Genomic DNA, 14735 nt, shown 5'->3' with positions numbered 1-14735 from the left:
GGCAGTAGTCTGCATCAACACCCAGAGGCGGATCGGATCCTCTCGATCCGGACCCCCTCGGAGGTTTGGACAAGGCTCACCGTTGCCTCGCCGTTACACGGCTTCCGCCCAGTTCGATAGCGGTACCGGACTTTTACCTGCATTGGACCCGCCTCGTCGGCCGACAGCAGCTTCAGTGGCTCGTCGAGGGTGCCGTAGAACTTTGTCAGGGCTTGAGCTGTGAATGGGCCACTCGCCTGTTTCTCTGCAATCACTCGAGCCGACGCTGCTCGACCGTCCCCGCGCTCGAGTGCTCCATAGAATTCGTTCACCAGGGCCACAGCCGTTGTCGATCCAGGTGTCGTCGGCTCGGGGGCCGGGGATCCCCGTGTCTCCGGTGGTGTCCATGCAGCAAGCATCTCGGCGGCAATCGCTGGGTATAGCGCGGCATCATTGCCAGAAAGACGGATCTTCAGGAGGCGGACGGACGGCTCGACAGCAGGATCGCCGATGAGGAACACGAGACCCTGAGTGGCGAGCGGCGAGACCGGCTCCTCGCCATCCGTGCCGAGCCCGTTCTGTCCGGCTGGAGTTGAATAGCTCACTACATCCTGAGCCAGGTGGCGAATTTTGTCCGATGGCCAGGGTGCAAAGACATAGGCGTTCGCATCATCCATCCCTTCGTCGCGGACGCCTTCAGCAAATGAGCGGGCCTGCGGGAATACCCGGGCGATGACCCGTGCGACGGCAAACCGTCCTGAGGTCCCGCCTTCCGAGAACCGGCGGACGATCTGCGGTCCCATCCAGGGGTCGTCGAAGTTCGCAGGTGCCTCGGGAGGGGTGACATATAAAACGTCTCCGTCACTTCCTGACACGGCTCTGCAGGACCATCCCCTTGGACCGAGAACGCCGCCACGCCCCGATGGATTGGCTGTGTAATAGGCCAGTTTCTGAGCCGTTCCGCCGGGGATGAGGAGCCTTGCCGCTTTTGGAAGGGCAGGCGGCTCACGCAACCCCATCTGTCCATCCTGAGGACAGCCTATGAGGGGCACTTCAGCACTGGTTAAAGAGGCGGATGTCTGTGTGTCAGGAAGGGTCTGTTGGAACGCCTCTACCAACTCCATGGCAGTTTCGCTGGCACCTGCTGTCGATGCAAGAAGGGAGGCGGCGGCAATGGTGGATGCGAGTCGGATCGATAATCTCACGGAACGCTCTTTGGCCTGGGGCAGTAGGGAACACGCTAGTTGAGATCAGGCTCGTCGCCAATGCACGGCGAGGGGTTGGATCGGATGCTTGGCCGGCAATGCTCACGCAAGGTCGAGAAAGGCCATGAGTTCGTCCGCGGCGGCGCGGCCGGCCCGGTTCGCCCCAATGGTCGAGGCGGAGGGGCCGTACCCCACCAGATGTACTCTCGGATCTTTCGCGACCTGCGTCGCCAGCCGTCCGGTCATGACGATGCCCCCACCAGGCTCGCGCAGCATGAGCGGCGCCAGGTGATCGAGGGAACTGCGAAAGCCGGTGCACCAGAGGATCACGTCGGCGCGGAGCGCGGTCCCATCTGACCAGCGAACCCCGTCCTCCGTGATCTCGCTGAACATGGGGCGCCGGGTCAGCACCCCGCGTGCCCGCATGGCCTCTACAGCGGGAGTGACAGGAATCCCGGTCACCGAGACGACGGACGCAGGTGGCAGGCCGCGGCGCACCCGGTCCTCCACAAATGCGACGGCAGCGCGGCCGGCCTTTTCGTCGAACGGACCATCCCGGAATTCGGGCTCTCTCCGGGTCACCCAGGTGGTCGCGGTGACGCGAGACACTTCGTCGAGCAACTGGATCGCCGAGATGCCAGCCCCCACGACAATGACATGTCGACCCGTGAACTCCTCGGCGCTGCGGTAATCCTTCGTGTGCAGTTGCCTGCCCTTGAACCGGTCGGCTCCGGACACGTCGGGAACGTAAGGGCTTTCCCACGTTCCCGTGGCATTGATGAGCCCGCGTGCGGACACCTGGAGCCGGTCCGTCTCGACCCTGAAGTGATCGTGCCTGTCGCAGACGACCTTCACCGTCATTGGGCGGTAGACCGGCAGGTCGAAACGTTTCTCGTACGCCGCGAAATACGCTGGGACGGCGATGCTCGCCCGCACCTCCGGGCTGTTCGTGCCGGTTACCTCCGAAAAGGGCATCCCTGGCAGGTCATGAATGCGATTGACCGTGCTCAGGGTCAGCGAGGGCCAGCGGTCTTGCCAGGCACCACCTGGCCCTGGAGACTGGTCGAGCACCACAAACCCCTTGTGCGGCGCCAATCCCAGCCTCTTGAGATGGTAGGCCGCCGAGAGCCCCGCCTGACCGGCTCCGATAACAGCGATCTGGACTTTGAGCGCCATGCCCGGCGTGACGGCATTCGGCGGCGACGAAAGTGGTGAGGAGCTGTCCATCGGCACGCAGGCTCCTCTCCCGGTCCTGTGGCGAGTTGCGGGCGAGACCGGCCGCAAGCCTCGTCGGCATGAAGGTGGCTAGCTCGTCGGTAATTGCAAGGGTGCCCGGGATCACTCACGCGCGATGGTTGCGCAGAGGGGAAAGGCGAGGGGCTCGTTCGCTTCCGCGACCGGCACGAGGGACGCGTCTTTGCGGGAACAGCGTGAGATAAGCTCGCTATCTGGTCGCACTTTATGCGTCCATGGTCGCAACTTATGCGCGACGCGACATTATCCTTCCCATGTACGGATAGGGCCGGTGTCTAAATGCACAAATTTAGAGTAGAAACCCACACCACCTACACCCAGAGATTGAGCATACTTGGCAATATCGGTGGGTGAAACCTTATTTACGACGATGTCAGATGCTTGTGAGTGCATATGAAGCGAGTTGATCGCTGATCCTTCAGCGCGAAGCATCTCGTTTGTCGTCTTGGTGCGAAATCCAGACGTGACGATGATCGGCTGCTGGAAGCCGATGCGATGCTGGACTGCCCAGAGCAGGTGAAACAGCTTGGGGTCCATGGCCATCGTCACTTTCTCCCGCCAATCCCTGAGCATGTGGCAGAGCTGGGAGTAGGCTGGCTTATCGTACACGCCCTCTTTCCAGAAGACGGTCTTAACTTCCTCATTGGTGTTGTAGTTCACCAGCCAGAGCCCGCGGTGGGCGGGAAGCCCTGCCTGGGTTAACGGGGCTTTGTCGGTGATCGCAGCAAGATCAGTGTTCTTCATGTCATTCGGCAGAGCGGGGGCCTCTGCAGAGGGCTCAAAATCAAACGAGGGCATCTCGAGAGTTTCAGGCCCGGCAAGCGACGGGATCAATTGAGTGCCGACGGGGAATGCGACCTGGGCACGGGCGAGGGTGCTATGGGCGAGGCCTGCCGATGCAGCAAGACCGGTGAGGATTTGGCGGCGGTTAAGCATGGATCGTCCTGGTGACATGATTCGAGAATCGAAATTCCCGCTCTTAGTCTTTTGAATTAGCGGGGACTTTATCAGCGGTTTAATTCGGGGGCAATTAGGCGGCAGCCGCCATGGCGAGATCGCTGCCGACGGCGCTATAGATTTTCTCCTCGTCACCATAGATCTCATTGGCGATGCGGAGCTTGGTGTCGACGATGCTGCAGATGTAAGCGTCGATCGACCCCTTGATGACCATGTACCAGACGTTGACCGGCCTGGTCTGGCCGTGGCGGTGGGAGCGATCCTCTGCCTGCAACAAGGCAAACGGGTCGTAATCGAGTTCTACGAAGAGAACTTCAGCGGCTCGGGTCATTGTTAACCCTGTTCCCGCAGCCTGGATGCCTGCGACGATGACGTCGATCTGACCTGCCTGGAACTGGTCGATGAGCTTCTGACGCTTGCGGGGCGTGTTAGCCCCACCGTGGAGTTTGGCCACCTTAGGCCCGAATGCCGAGATGATGTCTGCAAGCTGGTCGATGATCTCCTGGTGATGAGCGAACACCAGCACCGGCTCGCCTTGCTCATACTTGGTGATCACCCACTCGACAGCATAGGGAATCTTAAACGAAGCCGTCCTGCGCCGGAGCGCATTGAGCTTCGTCATAATCTTCTTCTTCTCGACCTTGTTCTCGGTGTTCTTATAGGAGTCGAAAATCAGGTTCTCTTCCTTGAGGAGATCCACAAGGGAGGGGTCCATCAGGTCGAGTTCGATCGGCCGTCGTCGCTTGGGCGGGAGGCCTTTCTTGAGGCGCCGCAGCATGATGCTGCCCATTACGATGCGGCCAAGCGTCTTGCGCCTCTCACGCCGCTCCTCATTGTCGGAGTCCAGATCGCCAAGGCCATAAACCTTCGAGAAGCGGCCATAGTCGTCGAAAGCCTGAGGGAGAGACAGATGGAGGGGCGTGAAGAGGTCCTGAGGCCGTCGGGTAAGTGGCGTTCCGGACAGGAACAAGCCGCCCGATAGCTTGTACCCGAGCCGTTCGATGACGGCTCTAGCACGCTTTGCGGTCTGGTTTTTCAGCTTATGGAATTCGTCAAAGACCGCGTAGTCCCAAGGGTAATCGAGGAGTTCCGGATTGTTAAGGATGGATTCGTACGAAGCAACCGTCACACCTGGCTGGACCGGCGTTCTGGTAAGATTGGTAAACAGGTTAACGTGCGGTTGGTAGGACACCCAGTCTGTGACCGCTCTCGCGAATGAAGGTGTGACTGAAGCAAGAGTGAGGATCAGCACATAGCGGGGACGAAGCACGTCAATGACGCCGACCGCCTGCATTGTCTTCCCGTAACCCATGTCGTCCGCGAGGACTGCCCAAGGCCGGGTTGTGGCGAAGTTGATGCCTGCGATTTGATCCGGCGTATAGCTCTGGCCCTTGAGAGGAGCCGGGACAGGCGCCGGAACTCTTGCTGCCGCTGCCGCCGCATACTCCTCCGCGATCAACGTCTGGATCGCGATCTCAGTTTCGTCGTCTCCCCACTTCCGGTATTTGGAGGCCGCCACCGGGTCGGTGGTCATCCAGACAGCGTCTTTGGCTACGGTCCAAGCATTGTCGTTGGCTGCCTCAACCCTTGTCGTGAAGAAGCGCTTCTGCTTTTTCACATACCGGAGCTCGATCTTGAGGGCCCGGTCAGCCTCGGATTTCTTCTGTTTGTCGCTGCTGTCGGTGGAGACGATTTGGCCGAGAAGGGCCGAGATGTCGATAGTGCCGATATCGAGGAACTGGAGCTTCGATGCGATCGCTGCCAGCCCGGTGGCTAGGATTGGATCGGCAAGTTGGGCCAAGTCGCATGCAGCCCGGAGGTTTCGGGTCGTGAACCTGCCGCTGAAGGCGTTGCGTGTACCCAGCGACATACGAGCCCTGAACCCGCAGGGCCCGAGGGCAGACTGCAGATCCTCCTCCCCATGGACAACAAGACGCTCCTTTCGGGGATCATACGTCATCCAGGGGCGGCCAAACGTTAGGCCCTTCTTGACGGCGGCGAGAAGTTTCAGTCCTGCCAGTTCATCCTCGATCTTCGCCCGGGCCTGGGCTGTGGCGAGCTTATAGAGGCCAGCCGCCTTGAGAGCAGAGTCGGTGTACCAGAGCGATCCGCTGTCGCTGAATGCCCAGCCAGTGTTCTTGGCCCAGCCGCGATGGCTGAAGGCCCCTACGAAGATGAAAAGGTCACGACTTCTAATATAGTGCACGCAGGGCGCTGCGATCGGCTCTTCCAAGACGTCGAGGTGAGGGCATTTGGCCATGAGCTTGCGCCGGTCTGCCTCAGGGGCAAAGCCGCACAGGAGGCCGACCTCCCGAAGAGTAGGTATGCGCCAGGCAAGTCGCTGTGGGTCATATTTGAGCCCAAGAGTCTGAGCGAGCGGCGAGAAGCGGGGCGACTTTAGAAGGACCCTCCATGCGGTGACGTCGTCAGCTTCTCCATCCAGGAGCAGGATCGCTCCATAGTTCTTACCCGTGTTCCATTCGCCGGCAGAGTAGACCGCGGGCAGGTCATCCCCTGCCTGCAAGGCGCGCTGCAGGGCGTCATTCTCGCTGGGATACTGGCCGGGGTGGAGTGGAGCTTGCGGCATTACCGATGAATGAGTGGGAACCGAAGCAGAAGGGAGCAGTGACTCTGTCGCTGGGATGCCGAACGGAATTCCGCTGAACCACCGCCGTGCTGGCTTTTAGCTCTCTCGCTTTCGGCAATCATGTATTATAGGTCGCCCTGTGACCATTTTAAAACGCGAATCGTCAATGTATTTCGGAAGGAACTCCATCATGCCGACCGTGCGGATGCGCAATCAGGCTAAAGGCGGCATGACGTTTTGGGGATTTTTGACAGTGATGGCCCTCGTAATTGGGCTTGGGTCAGCATTTGGGCTCGGTTCCGCATACGCTGAAACGCCACCAGGGCAGCCCCCTCAGATGGGAACGACCGAGTGGTTCCAGCAGAAATTCAACGAAAACAGCCAAGCGCTGCTCAGCAAGGGTAAGCAGCTTAAGGACTTCGTGGACGCTTACGGTAGCTGCGTGATGAGTGGATCATCGGACTGTTCGGCCGATAAGATCACCAATCAGCTTATGATGACCAACCTGCAGAACGAACTCGCGAGTTCCGGCAGTTGGGTCCGGGAGGTGGTCTCGAAGCTAGATGCAAGCTGCTGGTCCTGCGAGACTTATTCCGCAATCTTCGGCGCCCTGATGGGGCTTGCAGGCGAGACGTTCTCCTTCTTCGTCGAAACAAGAGAGATCGTGGCGCTCGCCGTGGTCGTTACGCAGATCATTCTGGTAATCAAGGTCTTCCTGATCATCAGCGCCCCCGCGGCTCAAGATTTCAATTCGGCGTATGGTGACGTTTTCAAGTACATAGGCCGCGTTGCGGTTATTTTTCTTCTTTTCCTGACGCCTTTGACAGCACAGGCCTTTAAGACGAACACCGGATCTGGAAGTGAGCATCCTGCAAAAGTCCTCTTCGTGGACGGGCCGCTTCTGCTCGGAACCCAGGTCGGGAAGATGCTCGTCGACGAGACGGGGCAAATTACAAAGGCGAAACTGCAGGATCGGACCTGTGCTGACCCCACAACTGGATCCGGGTCGCTGTCCGACATGGCGAGGGAGCACCTGAAGATCGCCTGTAAAATGCTCTGGTCGTTCCACTCGATGGGCGTCGCGGGGATTGCCTCCGGCACCTGGCTCATTACCGAGGCTCCGAGGTCCATGAACAATCCGTCCTGGGGCGCGCTTGGTGCCGTCATCGTCGCCGGCCTCGTCATGACGGTGGCGTTCCTGTTTTTCACCATCACCTTCGGGTTACGGTACCTGGACGCACTCGTTCGTGCGGGTTTGACCCTGGCGCTCCTACCCGTTTTCCTCTTCTTTTGGATCTTCCAGTCCACTCGGAGCATCGCCCATGCGGGTCTGCGGTCACTCCTTTACATGGGAGCCGTGTTTGCCGCCTCAGGCTTCGTGTTCGTGATCTGCAATGAAATCATGAACTTCGGGTTCTCGAAGGCGCTCGGCTCCAGCGTCACGGCAGACGGAAGCCAAGCATTCCTGAACGCCATGTCCCAGGGTGGGTTCAACTGGTTCGTTGGCACCGGCAGCGGTGGGGATGAGGCTAATTGGCTGTCGTTCTTCTATCTGATGGGGGCTTGGGGCCTCGCGACCAAAGCGGCCAGCATCGTGTTCCAGCTTGCGGAAGAGATTACCCAGTTCCAGGGTGGCTTGACCGGCGCGGGCAAGGAGACTGAAGCCGACCTGAAGGACAAGGCAAGCTCGGGTATGAGCATCGCTGGCGGAGGCGCAAAACTGATGGGGTCGGGCGCGATGTCGCTCGGCTCCGGCGCCGTTCGGATGATGAGGTAAGGGGCAGCCATGCAGGACTGGGTTCTTGATGCTCAAGCCGACGTCGCCATGTGCCGGGACCAGGCGGCCGGTGCGTCCTATTACGTGAAGAAGAGCGGATCAGATCTTTCCCTGACGATCGAGGTCCATCGACAGGGAGGGGCGCTCTCGCGCCTCACCATTCTTCCCTTCGGCCACTTCGGGGTTGCTGTTGAGACGGCTCTGATGTGGCGCTCTGAGATGATGGGCGTCGCGAGGGTCTCGGCCGACGAAGCCGACTTTCGGATCAGCCGAGGGAAGGTTCGCAAGCCCGAGGCTCAGCATGTAATCCGGCTCGGTAACTGGATGACACCAAGGTTTGCCTGCGGGCTTATTGTTCGGGCGTTCACTGCCGCCGACTTAGGGAGGGATGTGACGGCTGCCGCCAAAAGATACTCGGACAGGTATCGGGATGAGAAGGTGGATACCGGAATCGCGTCCGGTTACCGGCTGCAGCACAACATCTTCGAGGATGAAGGTGACGGAGCAGGTCCGAAGGTAGAGCCAGTATCCTCCGTGCCTGCCGCTCCGGAGCGCCCGCATAAGCCCAGAGCTAAGAAGGCGGTGGTGCCGCCGGAGCCGGTTGCTGCCAAACCAAAGTCCGCGTTCCGTGCCCAGCCGCCGATCCCGATCTACGAAGTTGTGCATGAACGGGCGCCGATTGGCGTGATCTACAAGCTCGAGGTACGTACAGCGGAAACAGAAGAACCGCGGCAAGAGGCGAAGGTATCGCTCTTGTCGCGGTTCCTGAGCGGGCGCAACGCTTAGTCCGGCCTGCTTCAGTATTTGCGAACCAGAACCTTGTCACGACGGCCGGTGTTCTTCACCGGCTGTTTTTTTGCTACCGTCGGCTTCAAACAATCTTCCGGCGTATCGTAGTACATCCAGCAGTAGTCAACGTATGGCCCAGCTTGCACGTAGAGGGCATAGTTCGGAAGTTGCGTGCGGTCTGCGCAAGCCGACAAAGTGGCTGTTCCGAGCACAACCACTGTCAGAGTTAAAAGCTTCTTCATTGGAATTATCCTTTGCGGGATCTGATGGTTCGTGGTCAGTGCCTGCTGCGCCTGACCTCTTCTTCAAGAAAAGGTCTCAGTTCACAGCCAGCTGCCGTCGCCATTGCAATGAGCCTGGCCAAGGACTCATGACGGGCGATCGTCTCCAGAAGAACTTCGGCAGCGACCTTGGATTCAAATTTCCTGGTAGAGACGTCCAGGTAAAGGCCAAGGGTATCCTGACACAGGGATGCGTCCGCAGTCCTTGACTGAGCTCGCGCCTGCGGCTCTCCCGCGGCTGCTGCTTGCGCGATCCTCGGCCCTGTCCCAAAGCGGCCTGAACCTTCGACGGCGTGAACTGGGTTCACAATGGACAGCACGATTAAACTGGCCCCGATCAGCGGGGAGAGCGAGTTTGATTTGCGTTTCTGCAGGCGCTTCATGACGTTGAATCTCAATATTGTTCCCGATTTAGCAAGCGGTATAATACACCTTAAATTCGGCGTGAACGATCAATCGTTCTGTCGATTTGCAAAACTTTCAGAGCCGCACTGAGAAAGATGTCACTGATGCAAAGCCGCATGGATGCCGATCTCCACGAAGGGATGTCGGAGGAGTTCCACGACAAAAGCAGGCCTCTGAGGGTCTTTAGACTGTCCAAGGTTGTCTTCATTAGTCCGCTGGTGGTGGGGGGTGTCTCGGTAATCGCAGCTGCCTATGCTCAGGCACTTACGCAGCCTTGGCGCCTTCTCAGCCCGGCGACATGGACGTTGATCTACACAGGATGTGTGGCAGCCGGGGTGATAGCAGTCCTGCTTGTCTATGTTCGTTGGCATACCACCCAGTTCATCATCTATCCGGACCGTGTGGTAGCGCGCTCGGGCTTCATCCGCCGCTACGCACAATCTGCCTCACTGAGAGAGATCATTGGCGCGGAGCTTAACCAGTCCATTGATGGTCGGATGATGGGGTATGGTGACATCGCGCTCGATACGAGCGGCGTCGTGAATATCAGGATGAAGTCGCTCGGAAATGCGCGGGAGGCTGTGAACCTGGTAATGGGATTGCGCGGAGAATTGGATTCGAGGAGGGAAGCTCCCTCTCGTTATCGTAGCCGCTTCGGGTCGTAGTGGGTCGGATCCAAGAGGGGGATCTCGGCGAGGGAGACGTCACGGAGCCCCTTGCTGCGGGTCGAGGAGGCGGGCGCAGGAGCGGCTTTCGGCTTTGGCGCTGGGTTAACGGCCGGAGCTGCCTGGGCGCCCGTGGGGCTCTGTTGCTTATCGGCATTCAGACGGCGCAACACCCAAGAATTCGAATTACTCGCCACATCGATTTCGCGTTTACCCGTGGCCGCTGCGATCGCCGGCAGTTGGCTTTGCCCGATATTTCCAACTTTCGGACTTGTGGTGACAAGCGGCTCATTTGATGGAAGCGAGACCGATTGGGTCTGGCATCCCCCAAGAGCAAGTGCGGTGGCGACAACCGAAAAACCGGCAGCGCGAATTAGTGTGCGATGACTGGTGGGTATACGCATGATACAGCCCTTAAAGAAGAGACGCATTAGAAAGTGGTCTACACTTATGATTCGCAAATCAAGAAGTGCAGTTCGGATTTTAGCAGTTTGCCTCGCATCGGCGATACTGTCGGGGTGCGGCGATCCGGGTATTACCGGGACAAATCACGAGGAGCTTTCGAAGAGTGTTAACGAGGTCGCTCAGGATCTCGCGTCCCAGGATAAGGACGGTCGCGGGCGGGCTCAGGCCTTTCTCAAGGCTTTGTATCGGGCAGCTAACCCGGTCTCGTTTGAGGCCCCGCCGGACGAGTTCAATGGCAAGGAAGGGCTGCGTCTCGTGTCCGATCGTGGAACCGAGCCATCATTCGGCACTCCTGCCTACCTGGACGCGATCCTCAAAGGCGGAGTGGGCAAGTTCGACCAAATGAGCCCTGCTGCCATCGTCTCGGTGTACGTTGCCCAGGACTCCCGCGCTCTCAAGGAGCAACTCGACTGGATACGCGAATACCGTCGGCGGGAGCGCCGGGACGTCAGCAGCCAGCAATTTGACGAAGAGCGCCGGCGGAACCTCCTCGGAAAGGTATCATTGGCCCGCACCCGCTATTTCTGGTCAGAAACGGCCAAGAGCAAGCCCTACATCGGATTCTCAATCTTCAACGTTCTCGACGTTCCCATGACGGGAGTTGAGGTGTCCGTGGACCTGGTGAACCGAAAGGGCGAAGTCGTGGCCTATGGGCGGGTCAAGCATGAGCCACCCATTGCGCTCGCTCCAGCCGTGCAGACCGTGATGGAGGTTGACCTTACCCGAGTGCCTGCATTGTCCGATCCGAAGCTGGCCCCGATGGCTCCGGAACTCACGGCCAGGATTAAGGTCGACAACCTTTATGTCGGTCGTGGCGAGGCCCTAATCCGCCCTGGTGGGTTCGACGGATCGGCGTTGGCTTCGCGCATGGAGGCTCTGGGCGATCTCGAGGTCAGGATCCAGGAGGCTCGCGACAACCTGAGGGTCTACCGTTTGCTTTTCCCCGAGATCGACTCTGGTGACGGCAGTTCGGAAGCTAACTCGTGATGAACATTATGCCGGCGACCTCGAAACACCGTATGCCGAGAGCCAAAGGGTCAGCAGGGATAAGGCCCGGCCCCAGGATCGGACTACTCGTCCTTGCTTTTGCGGCCGCGGGACCCTCCTATGCTCAGGTGGCGCCGTCCCGCAGCGAGTGGAAGGGTGTCTCTCGGACTGCCTCTGACCCGCTGAAGGTCTCTCTCTCAATCATGGATCGGATCACAAAGCGGAAGGATGTGAAGGGCCATCTAAAGGACATGGCATGTGGGTGTCAGATCGACAGCCGGCAGGGGCGTGTCGGTCAGCCACTTGAATGCAGGCCGGTGATTGAGGCGGCTACCGAGGATGCCGCAATCCTCAAGGTGGTGCGGATCGTGGGGGAGGAAGAGCTGGCCGCAACAATGCCCTGCTTCAAGCAAGGAATTTCGGCCTGCCGTAAGGATCCTGCATACCGGAGCGCCTTGGCCGACCCGCACTTGGTCTTTGTCGTCCCTGCCCCGGTCGCTGATGCGCTCGATGGATTCAAGCTGGGACCTATCGAGAAGCCCGTTTCCGCCGTTGCAGGCTGTGATGTGGTGGTGGACCGGGAGAAGGGAACCTATGCCCTCGACCAACGCTGGCACGGGTTTGTGGCACGGGCACTGATGTATGCCAGCGAGCACTACAAGGTCAGAACAAGGCTTCTGCCTGGTGAGCTCAAAAGGATCTCCGAGCAACATCCGCCGACTCCACAGGAGCGATTGATGTCGATGGAAGGGAAGCCTCTAGGAATACCTCAGGAAATGATCGACGCAGCTACCAGCGGAAACTGAAAAGGGCGGCTCCAAGTTATGGGCCGCCCTTCTTCTTTGGATTTGGGGATTTGGTAGGGTCTAAACCTACACCGTGATGCGGGAGCGGAACGTCTCAGTCTGGTTGGCGAGCCAGATCCGTTCTCGAATCAAAGAACTGCTGTGCGCAACGTGATCGCCGCTGCTGCAATCGCCACTCCATAGGGGACGCCTTTGGAAGGATTGTAGAGGTTGGCCGCCCAGTTCCAGCTTTTCACCAACGCTGGCAGGGGCATGTGGCGGTAGCTCAGGATCGCAAGTGCCAGAAGGCCTCCGTAGAATGAGAACAGGATCCCGAACGTAATCAGTTCCTCGCCGAGGCCAAACCACAGCGCAACAGCGGCGATTAGTTTGACGTCCCCGGCCCCCATGGCTCGGAAGCTGTACGGGATGGTTGCGACAAGCAGAATAATGAACCCGGCCGCTACGTGCAGGAGGATGTCCTTCAGGGCCATTCCATTCAGAATTGCGAAAACAAAGAACCCGGCGAGGCAAAGCCCCACCAGGATATTTGGAATCTTCATGCGGTGAACATCGGTGAAGATTGCGGCACACATCAGGATAACAAAGGTGCCGACCTGCATGTTCTGTAGCATATCGATGGTCCTGAAACCTTTAGGGTAAAGAAAACCCGGCCCTTTGTTCAAAGACCGGGTTTTTGCATCCAAGGCAGAAGGCTACCTATAGGCCTTCATCCGCAACGAGGCTCGATTAGCTAGCCTTCATGTTGCCGGTGGCCGTGGTCAGAGCGGTGCCGATGTTGGTGAATACGGTCTTGAGCTGCGAGCCCATGGTGGTGACCGCACCGATGGCCACGACAGCAATGAGGCCTGCGAGAAGGCCATACTCCATGATGGCGGAGCCATCTTCGTCCTTTACGAGACGCTTCGTGGCAGCGGCGGTGCGCGAGATGATGTTCTTCATGGTTCTACGACGTCCTGTTGATGTTTTGGGGAGTCATTACCCGCTATCGACGGGAATCATTCCCTGCTGGGGATAGTTGGGTTGGCCGCCGTCACGCCGCAGCGCTTGCTCTTGGCTTCTGTGACCGGCTCACCATTCGTTTTAATCCTGCACCGAATCCCGCGCAAGAAAGATTAGCGTTTCATTTCGGATTTCCGCCTTACGGCTCCCCTTTCCCCCTTATATTTCGTCGTGTAGAAGGACTTTAGCCTGATCGCTGCTTGAACGCGGCGATCCCTCCACAGTCCTCATTGAGCAAAAGGCACCAATTGATGAGAATTCTCGCGAATACTCGAATCATCGCCAGCACACTTTTGATTTGCGTTTCAGTCGGGGCGGCTCAGGCCCAGGACCGTCTCGCGGTTCCTGCACTGGGGCCAACCCTGCGGGCCTCGATGGACCGGGCGGTTCTGGTGAAGATGCCTGAGGGTATGCGGACGGTCGTGATCGGTAACCCATCCGTTGCCCACGTGAATTTCGACAAGTCCGGCCTGGCTGTGGTGACCGGGAGGAGCTTTGGTGAGACCAATCTGATCATTCTCAATGAGCATAGCGAGATTATCGCTCAGACCGACCTCATCGTCGGTGACGATCGCAAATCGCTAGTGAGCGTCCAATCCGGAACGTCGAATAAGGTGACAGTGTCGTGTGATCCAAGGTGCCAGCCGATCGCAGTCATCGGAGACGATGAGCGGTCCTTCTCCGGGGTCAGCAGCCAGATCAGCACCTTGACGAGCAACGCTCAGCAGGCGGCGCAATCCTCGGCAGGCTCGGCTCCGAGCCCGATTGCCCAAGTCGCAGCCTCCGCTCCCGCCGTTGCCCCTTCGGCTCCGGCTTCCTCCCCGCCGGCAAAACCCTCTGGGTCGAGCCCGCGTCCAGGCCGAAGCAATGACGGGATGGAGGTCATCCCCGCGCGGCCCGCGCCCAAGATGGAAGGGGTCTCCGCTGAGGCGCAATGATCACCGACAGCCGTCGCGAGCAGGAGCAGGCATGACCATGAAAAGCTTGGCGAGATCGCTGAGATCGTCCCGTATGATTCGAGAAACAGGTGGGTCTGTTGCGGTCGAGTTCGCGTTGATCGCCCTTCCATTCTTCATGTCTATCCTCGGCCTGATCTACATAGGCTTGCTCTACTGGACGAGCGCTACGCTGGATAAGGGCTTAGAGAAGGTGGCTCAGCTTATGTATGAGGGGCGCCCCTTGTGTGGGCTGGCTCCTGGAGCTGCCTCTCCCTACAACCAGTCCTGTCTCAAGGACCGTCTGTGTGAGCAAACCCCTTTCGTTTTGGTCGGTGAAGCAAAGTGCAAGGCCGGCGCTCTCTTCCTCGACCTAAGGGTACTGAAGGGAGACGGGACCGACGCTATGCCGTCCCTTGTCACAAATGGAAACGTGAACGGAGGGGCATTCACCGATCAGTCAGGCGCAACTCCTGGAAAAATCGTGATGCTTCGCGCGGCGCTCGAAGTGCCGAACCTGGCGTGGGTCGGCCCGGGTGTTTCAACGGACTCAGGAAAGCGTGTCGTGATGGCCGCGTCTGCGTTCCGCATGCGGGCTCTCACTGAATACAACAACGCCATCCATTAAGCCTCACGGCGGT

At 59.0% G+C, this 14735-nt stretch carries 15 protein-coding genes; 7 read left to right on the top strand and 8 right to left on the bottom strand.

All coding sequences use genetic code 11. The features are described from left to right. Nucleotides 1-14: 14 nt before the first annotated feature. The 4 genes from OCW50_RS15590 to OCW50_RS15575 all read right to left on the bottom strand — a co-directional run bounded on the left by OCW50_RS15590 (nucleotide 15) and on the right by OCW50_RS15575 (nucleotide 5919). Nucleotides 15-1184: a hypothetical protein gene (locus OCW50_RS15590; RefSeq protein WP_262298170.1), complete on the bottom strand. Its 1170-nt coding sequence runs from the start codon at nucleotides 1182-1184 to the stop codon at nucleotides 15-17. A gap of 102 nt (nucleotides 1185-1286) precedes the next feature. Beyond that, nucleotides 1287-2411, bottom strand: a complete 1125-nt coding sequence (locus OCW50_RS15585; RefSeq protein WP_262267060.1) for an NAD(P)-binding domain-containing protein — start codon at nucleotides 2409-2411, stop codon at nucleotides 1287-1289. A gap of 270 nt (nucleotides 2412-2681) precedes the next feature. Continuing rightward, nucleotides 2682-3374 (bottom strand): YcbK family protein, encoded by a 693-nt coding sequence (locus OCW50_RS15580; RefSeq protein ID WP_262267059.1) that lies wholly within the window; start codon nucleotides 3372-3374, stop codon nucleotides 2682-2684. Between the two features lie 94 nt (nucleotides 3375-3468). Then, nucleotides 3469-5919 carry a DEAD/DEAH box helicase gene (locus tag OCW50_RS15575; protein ID WP_262298169.1) on the bottom strand — a complete coding sequence of 817 codons (2451 nt, stop codon included), beginning with the start codon at nucleotides 5917-5919 and terminating at the stop codon, nucleotides 3469-3471. A gap of 253 nt (nucleotides 5920-6172) precedes the next feature. Between OCW50_RS15575 and OCW50_RS15570 the strand changes: the two genes are divergently transcribed. Together OCW50_RS15570 and OCW50_RS15565 are read left to right on the top strand one after the other, a co-directional pair. Further along, nucleotides 6173-7759 (top strand): hypothetical protein, encoded by a 1587-nt coding sequence (locus OCW50_RS15570; RefSeq protein ID WP_262267057.1) that lies wholly within the window; start codon nucleotides 6173-6175, stop codon nucleotides 7757-7759. Nucleotides 7760-7768: 9 nt separating this feature from the next. Next, complete coding sequence (locus tag OCW50_RS15565) at nucleotides 7769-8545, top strand: hypothetical protein (RefSeq protein WP_262267056.1); 777 nt, start codon at nucleotides 7769-7771, stop codon at nucleotides 8543-8545. Nucleotides 8546-8556: 11 nt separating this feature from the next. On the opposite strand, the gene OCW50_RS15560 is transcribed toward OCW50_RS15565, so the two are convergent. Then, entirely contained in the window at nucleotides 8557-8790 is a 234-nt protein-coding gene (locus OCW50_RS15560) for a hypothetical protein (RefSeq protein WP_262267055.1), read from the bottom strand. Nucleotides 8791-8825: 35 nt separating this feature from the next. Beyond that, nucleotides 8826-9212: a hypothetical protein gene (locus tag OCW50_RS15555; RefSeq protein ID WP_262267054.1), complete on the bottom strand. Its 387-nt coding sequence runs from the start codon at nucleotides 9210-9212 to the stop codon at nucleotides 8826-8828. A 138-nt stretch (nucleotides 9213-9350) separates the two neighbouring features. Here OCW50_RS15555 and OCW50_RS15550 point away from each other — a divergent pair, with 138 nt between their 5' ends. From OCW50_RS15550 to OCW50_RS15540, 3 genes are all read left to right on the top strand, one after another. Then, complete coding sequence (locus OCW50_RS15550; protein WP_262298168.1) at nucleotides 9351-9899, top strand: PH domain-containing protein; 549 nt, start codon at nucleotides 9351-9353, stop codon at nucleotides 9897-9899. A gap of 450 nt (nucleotides 9900-10349) precedes the next feature. Beyond that, a complete protein-coding gene (locus OCW50_RS15545; RefSeq protein ID WP_262298167.1) occupies nucleotides 10350-11351 on the top strand; it encodes a hypothetical protein in 1002 nt (333 codons plus the stop codon). Then, nucleotides 11351-12157, top strand: a complete 807-nt coding sequence (locus OCW50_RS15540; protein WP_262298166.1) for a hypothetical protein — start codon at nucleotides 11351-11353, stop codon at nucleotides 12155-12157. Before OCW50_RS15545 ends, OCW50_RS15540 begins: the two co-directional genes overlap by 1 nt. 128 nt (nucleotides 12158-12285) lie before the next feature. Here the strand turns inward: OCW50_RS15540 and OCW50_RS15535 are convergent, their stop codons facing one another. Both OCW50_RS15535 and OCW50_RS15530 read right to left on the bottom strand, forming a co-directional pair. Next, nucleotides 12286-12771: an A24 family peptidase gene (locus OCW50_RS15535; RefSeq protein WP_262267050.1), complete on the bottom strand. Its 486-nt coding sequence runs from the start codon at nucleotides 12769-12771 to the stop codon at nucleotides 12286-12288. A 115-nt stretch (nucleotides 12772-12886) separates the two neighbouring features. Further along, nucleotides 12887-13099: a Flp family type IVb pilin gene (locus OCW50_RS15530; protein ID WP_262267049.1), complete on the bottom strand. Its 213-nt coding sequence runs from the start codon at nucleotides 13097-13099 to the stop codon at nucleotides 12887-12889. Nucleotides 13100-13410: 311 nt separating this feature from the next. Here OCW50_RS15530 and OCW50_RS15525 point away from each other — a divergent pair, with 311 nt between their 5' ends. Then, nucleotides 13411-14097, top strand: coding sequence for a pilus assembly protein N-terminal domain-containing protein (locus tag OCW50_RS15525; RefSeq protein ID WP_262298165.1), 687 nt, complete (start codon nucleotides 13411-13413; stop codon nucleotides 14095-14097). Nucleotides 14098-14128: 31 nt separating this feature from the next. After that, on the top strand, nucleotides 14129-14722 hold the full coding sequence (locus OCW50_RS15520) for a TadE/TadG family type IV pilus assembly protein (protein WP_262267047.1): 594 nt from the start codon (nucleotides 14129-14131) through the stop codon (nucleotides 14720-14722). Nucleotides 14723-14735: the final 13 nt, after the last annotated feature.

It is taken from the genome of Microvirga sesbaniae (genome assembly GCF_025460805.1).
Taxonomy (GTDB): Bacteria; Pseudomonadota; Alphaproteobacteria; order Rhizobiales; family Beijerinckiaceae; genus Microvirga; species Microvirga sesbaniae.
Note: the sequence above shows the minus strand (reverse complement) of the source record. Positions and strands in the feature narration are given on the sequence as shown.

Coding starts and splice junctions, on each gene's coding strand:
- OCW50_RS15580 (WP_262267059.1), bottom strand. CDS start 3,374: ATGCTTAACCGCCGCCAAATCCTCACCGGTCTTGCTGCATCGGCAGGC.
- OCW50_RS15525 (WP_262298165.1), top strand. CDS start 13,411: ATGAGAATTCTCGCGAATACTCGAATCATCGCCAGCACACTTTTGATT.
- OCW50_RS15530 (WP_262267049.1), bottom strand. CDS start 13,099: ATGAAGAACATCATCTCGCGCACCGCCGCTGCCACGAAGCGTCTCGTA.
- OCW50_RS15555 (WP_262267054.1), bottom strand. CDS start 9,212: ATGAAGCGCCTGCAGAAACGCAAATCAAACTCGCTCTCCCCGCTGATC.
- OCW50_RS15560 (WP_262267055.1), bottom strand. CDS start 8,790: ATGAAGAAGCTTTTAACTCTGACAGTGGTTGTGCTCGGAACAGCCACT.
- OCW50_RS15535 (WP_262267050.1), bottom strand. CDS start 12,771: ATGCTACAGAACATGCAGGTCGGCACCTTTGTTATCCTGATGTGTGCC.
- OCW50_RS15550 (WP_262298168.1), top strand. CDS start 9,351: ATGGATGCCGATCTCCACGAAGGGATGTCGGAGGAGTTCCACGACAAA.
- OCW50_RS15545 (WP_262298167.1), top strand. CDS start 10,350: ATGATTCGCAAATCAAGAAGTGCAGTTCGGATTTTAGCAGTTTGCCTC.
- OCW50_RS15520 (WP_262267047.1), top strand. CDS start 14,129: ATGACCATGAAAAGCTTGGCGAGATCGCTGAGATCGTCCCGTATGATT.
- OCW50_RS15585 (WP_262267060.1), bottom strand. CDS start 2,411: ATGGACAGCTCCTCACCACTTTCGTCGCCGCCGAATGCCGTCACGCCG.
- OCW50_RS15565 (WP_262267056.1), top strand. CDS start 7,769: ATGCAGGACTGGGTTCTTGATGCTCAAGCCGACGTCGCCATGTGCCGG.
- OCW50_RS15540 (WP_262298166.1), top strand. CDS start 11,351: ATGAACATTATGCCGGCGACCTCGAAACACCGTATGCCGAGAGCCAAA.
- OCW50_RS15570 (WP_262267057.1), top strand. CDS start 6,173: ATGCCGACCGTGCGGATGCGCAATCAGGCTAAAGGCGGCATGACGTTT.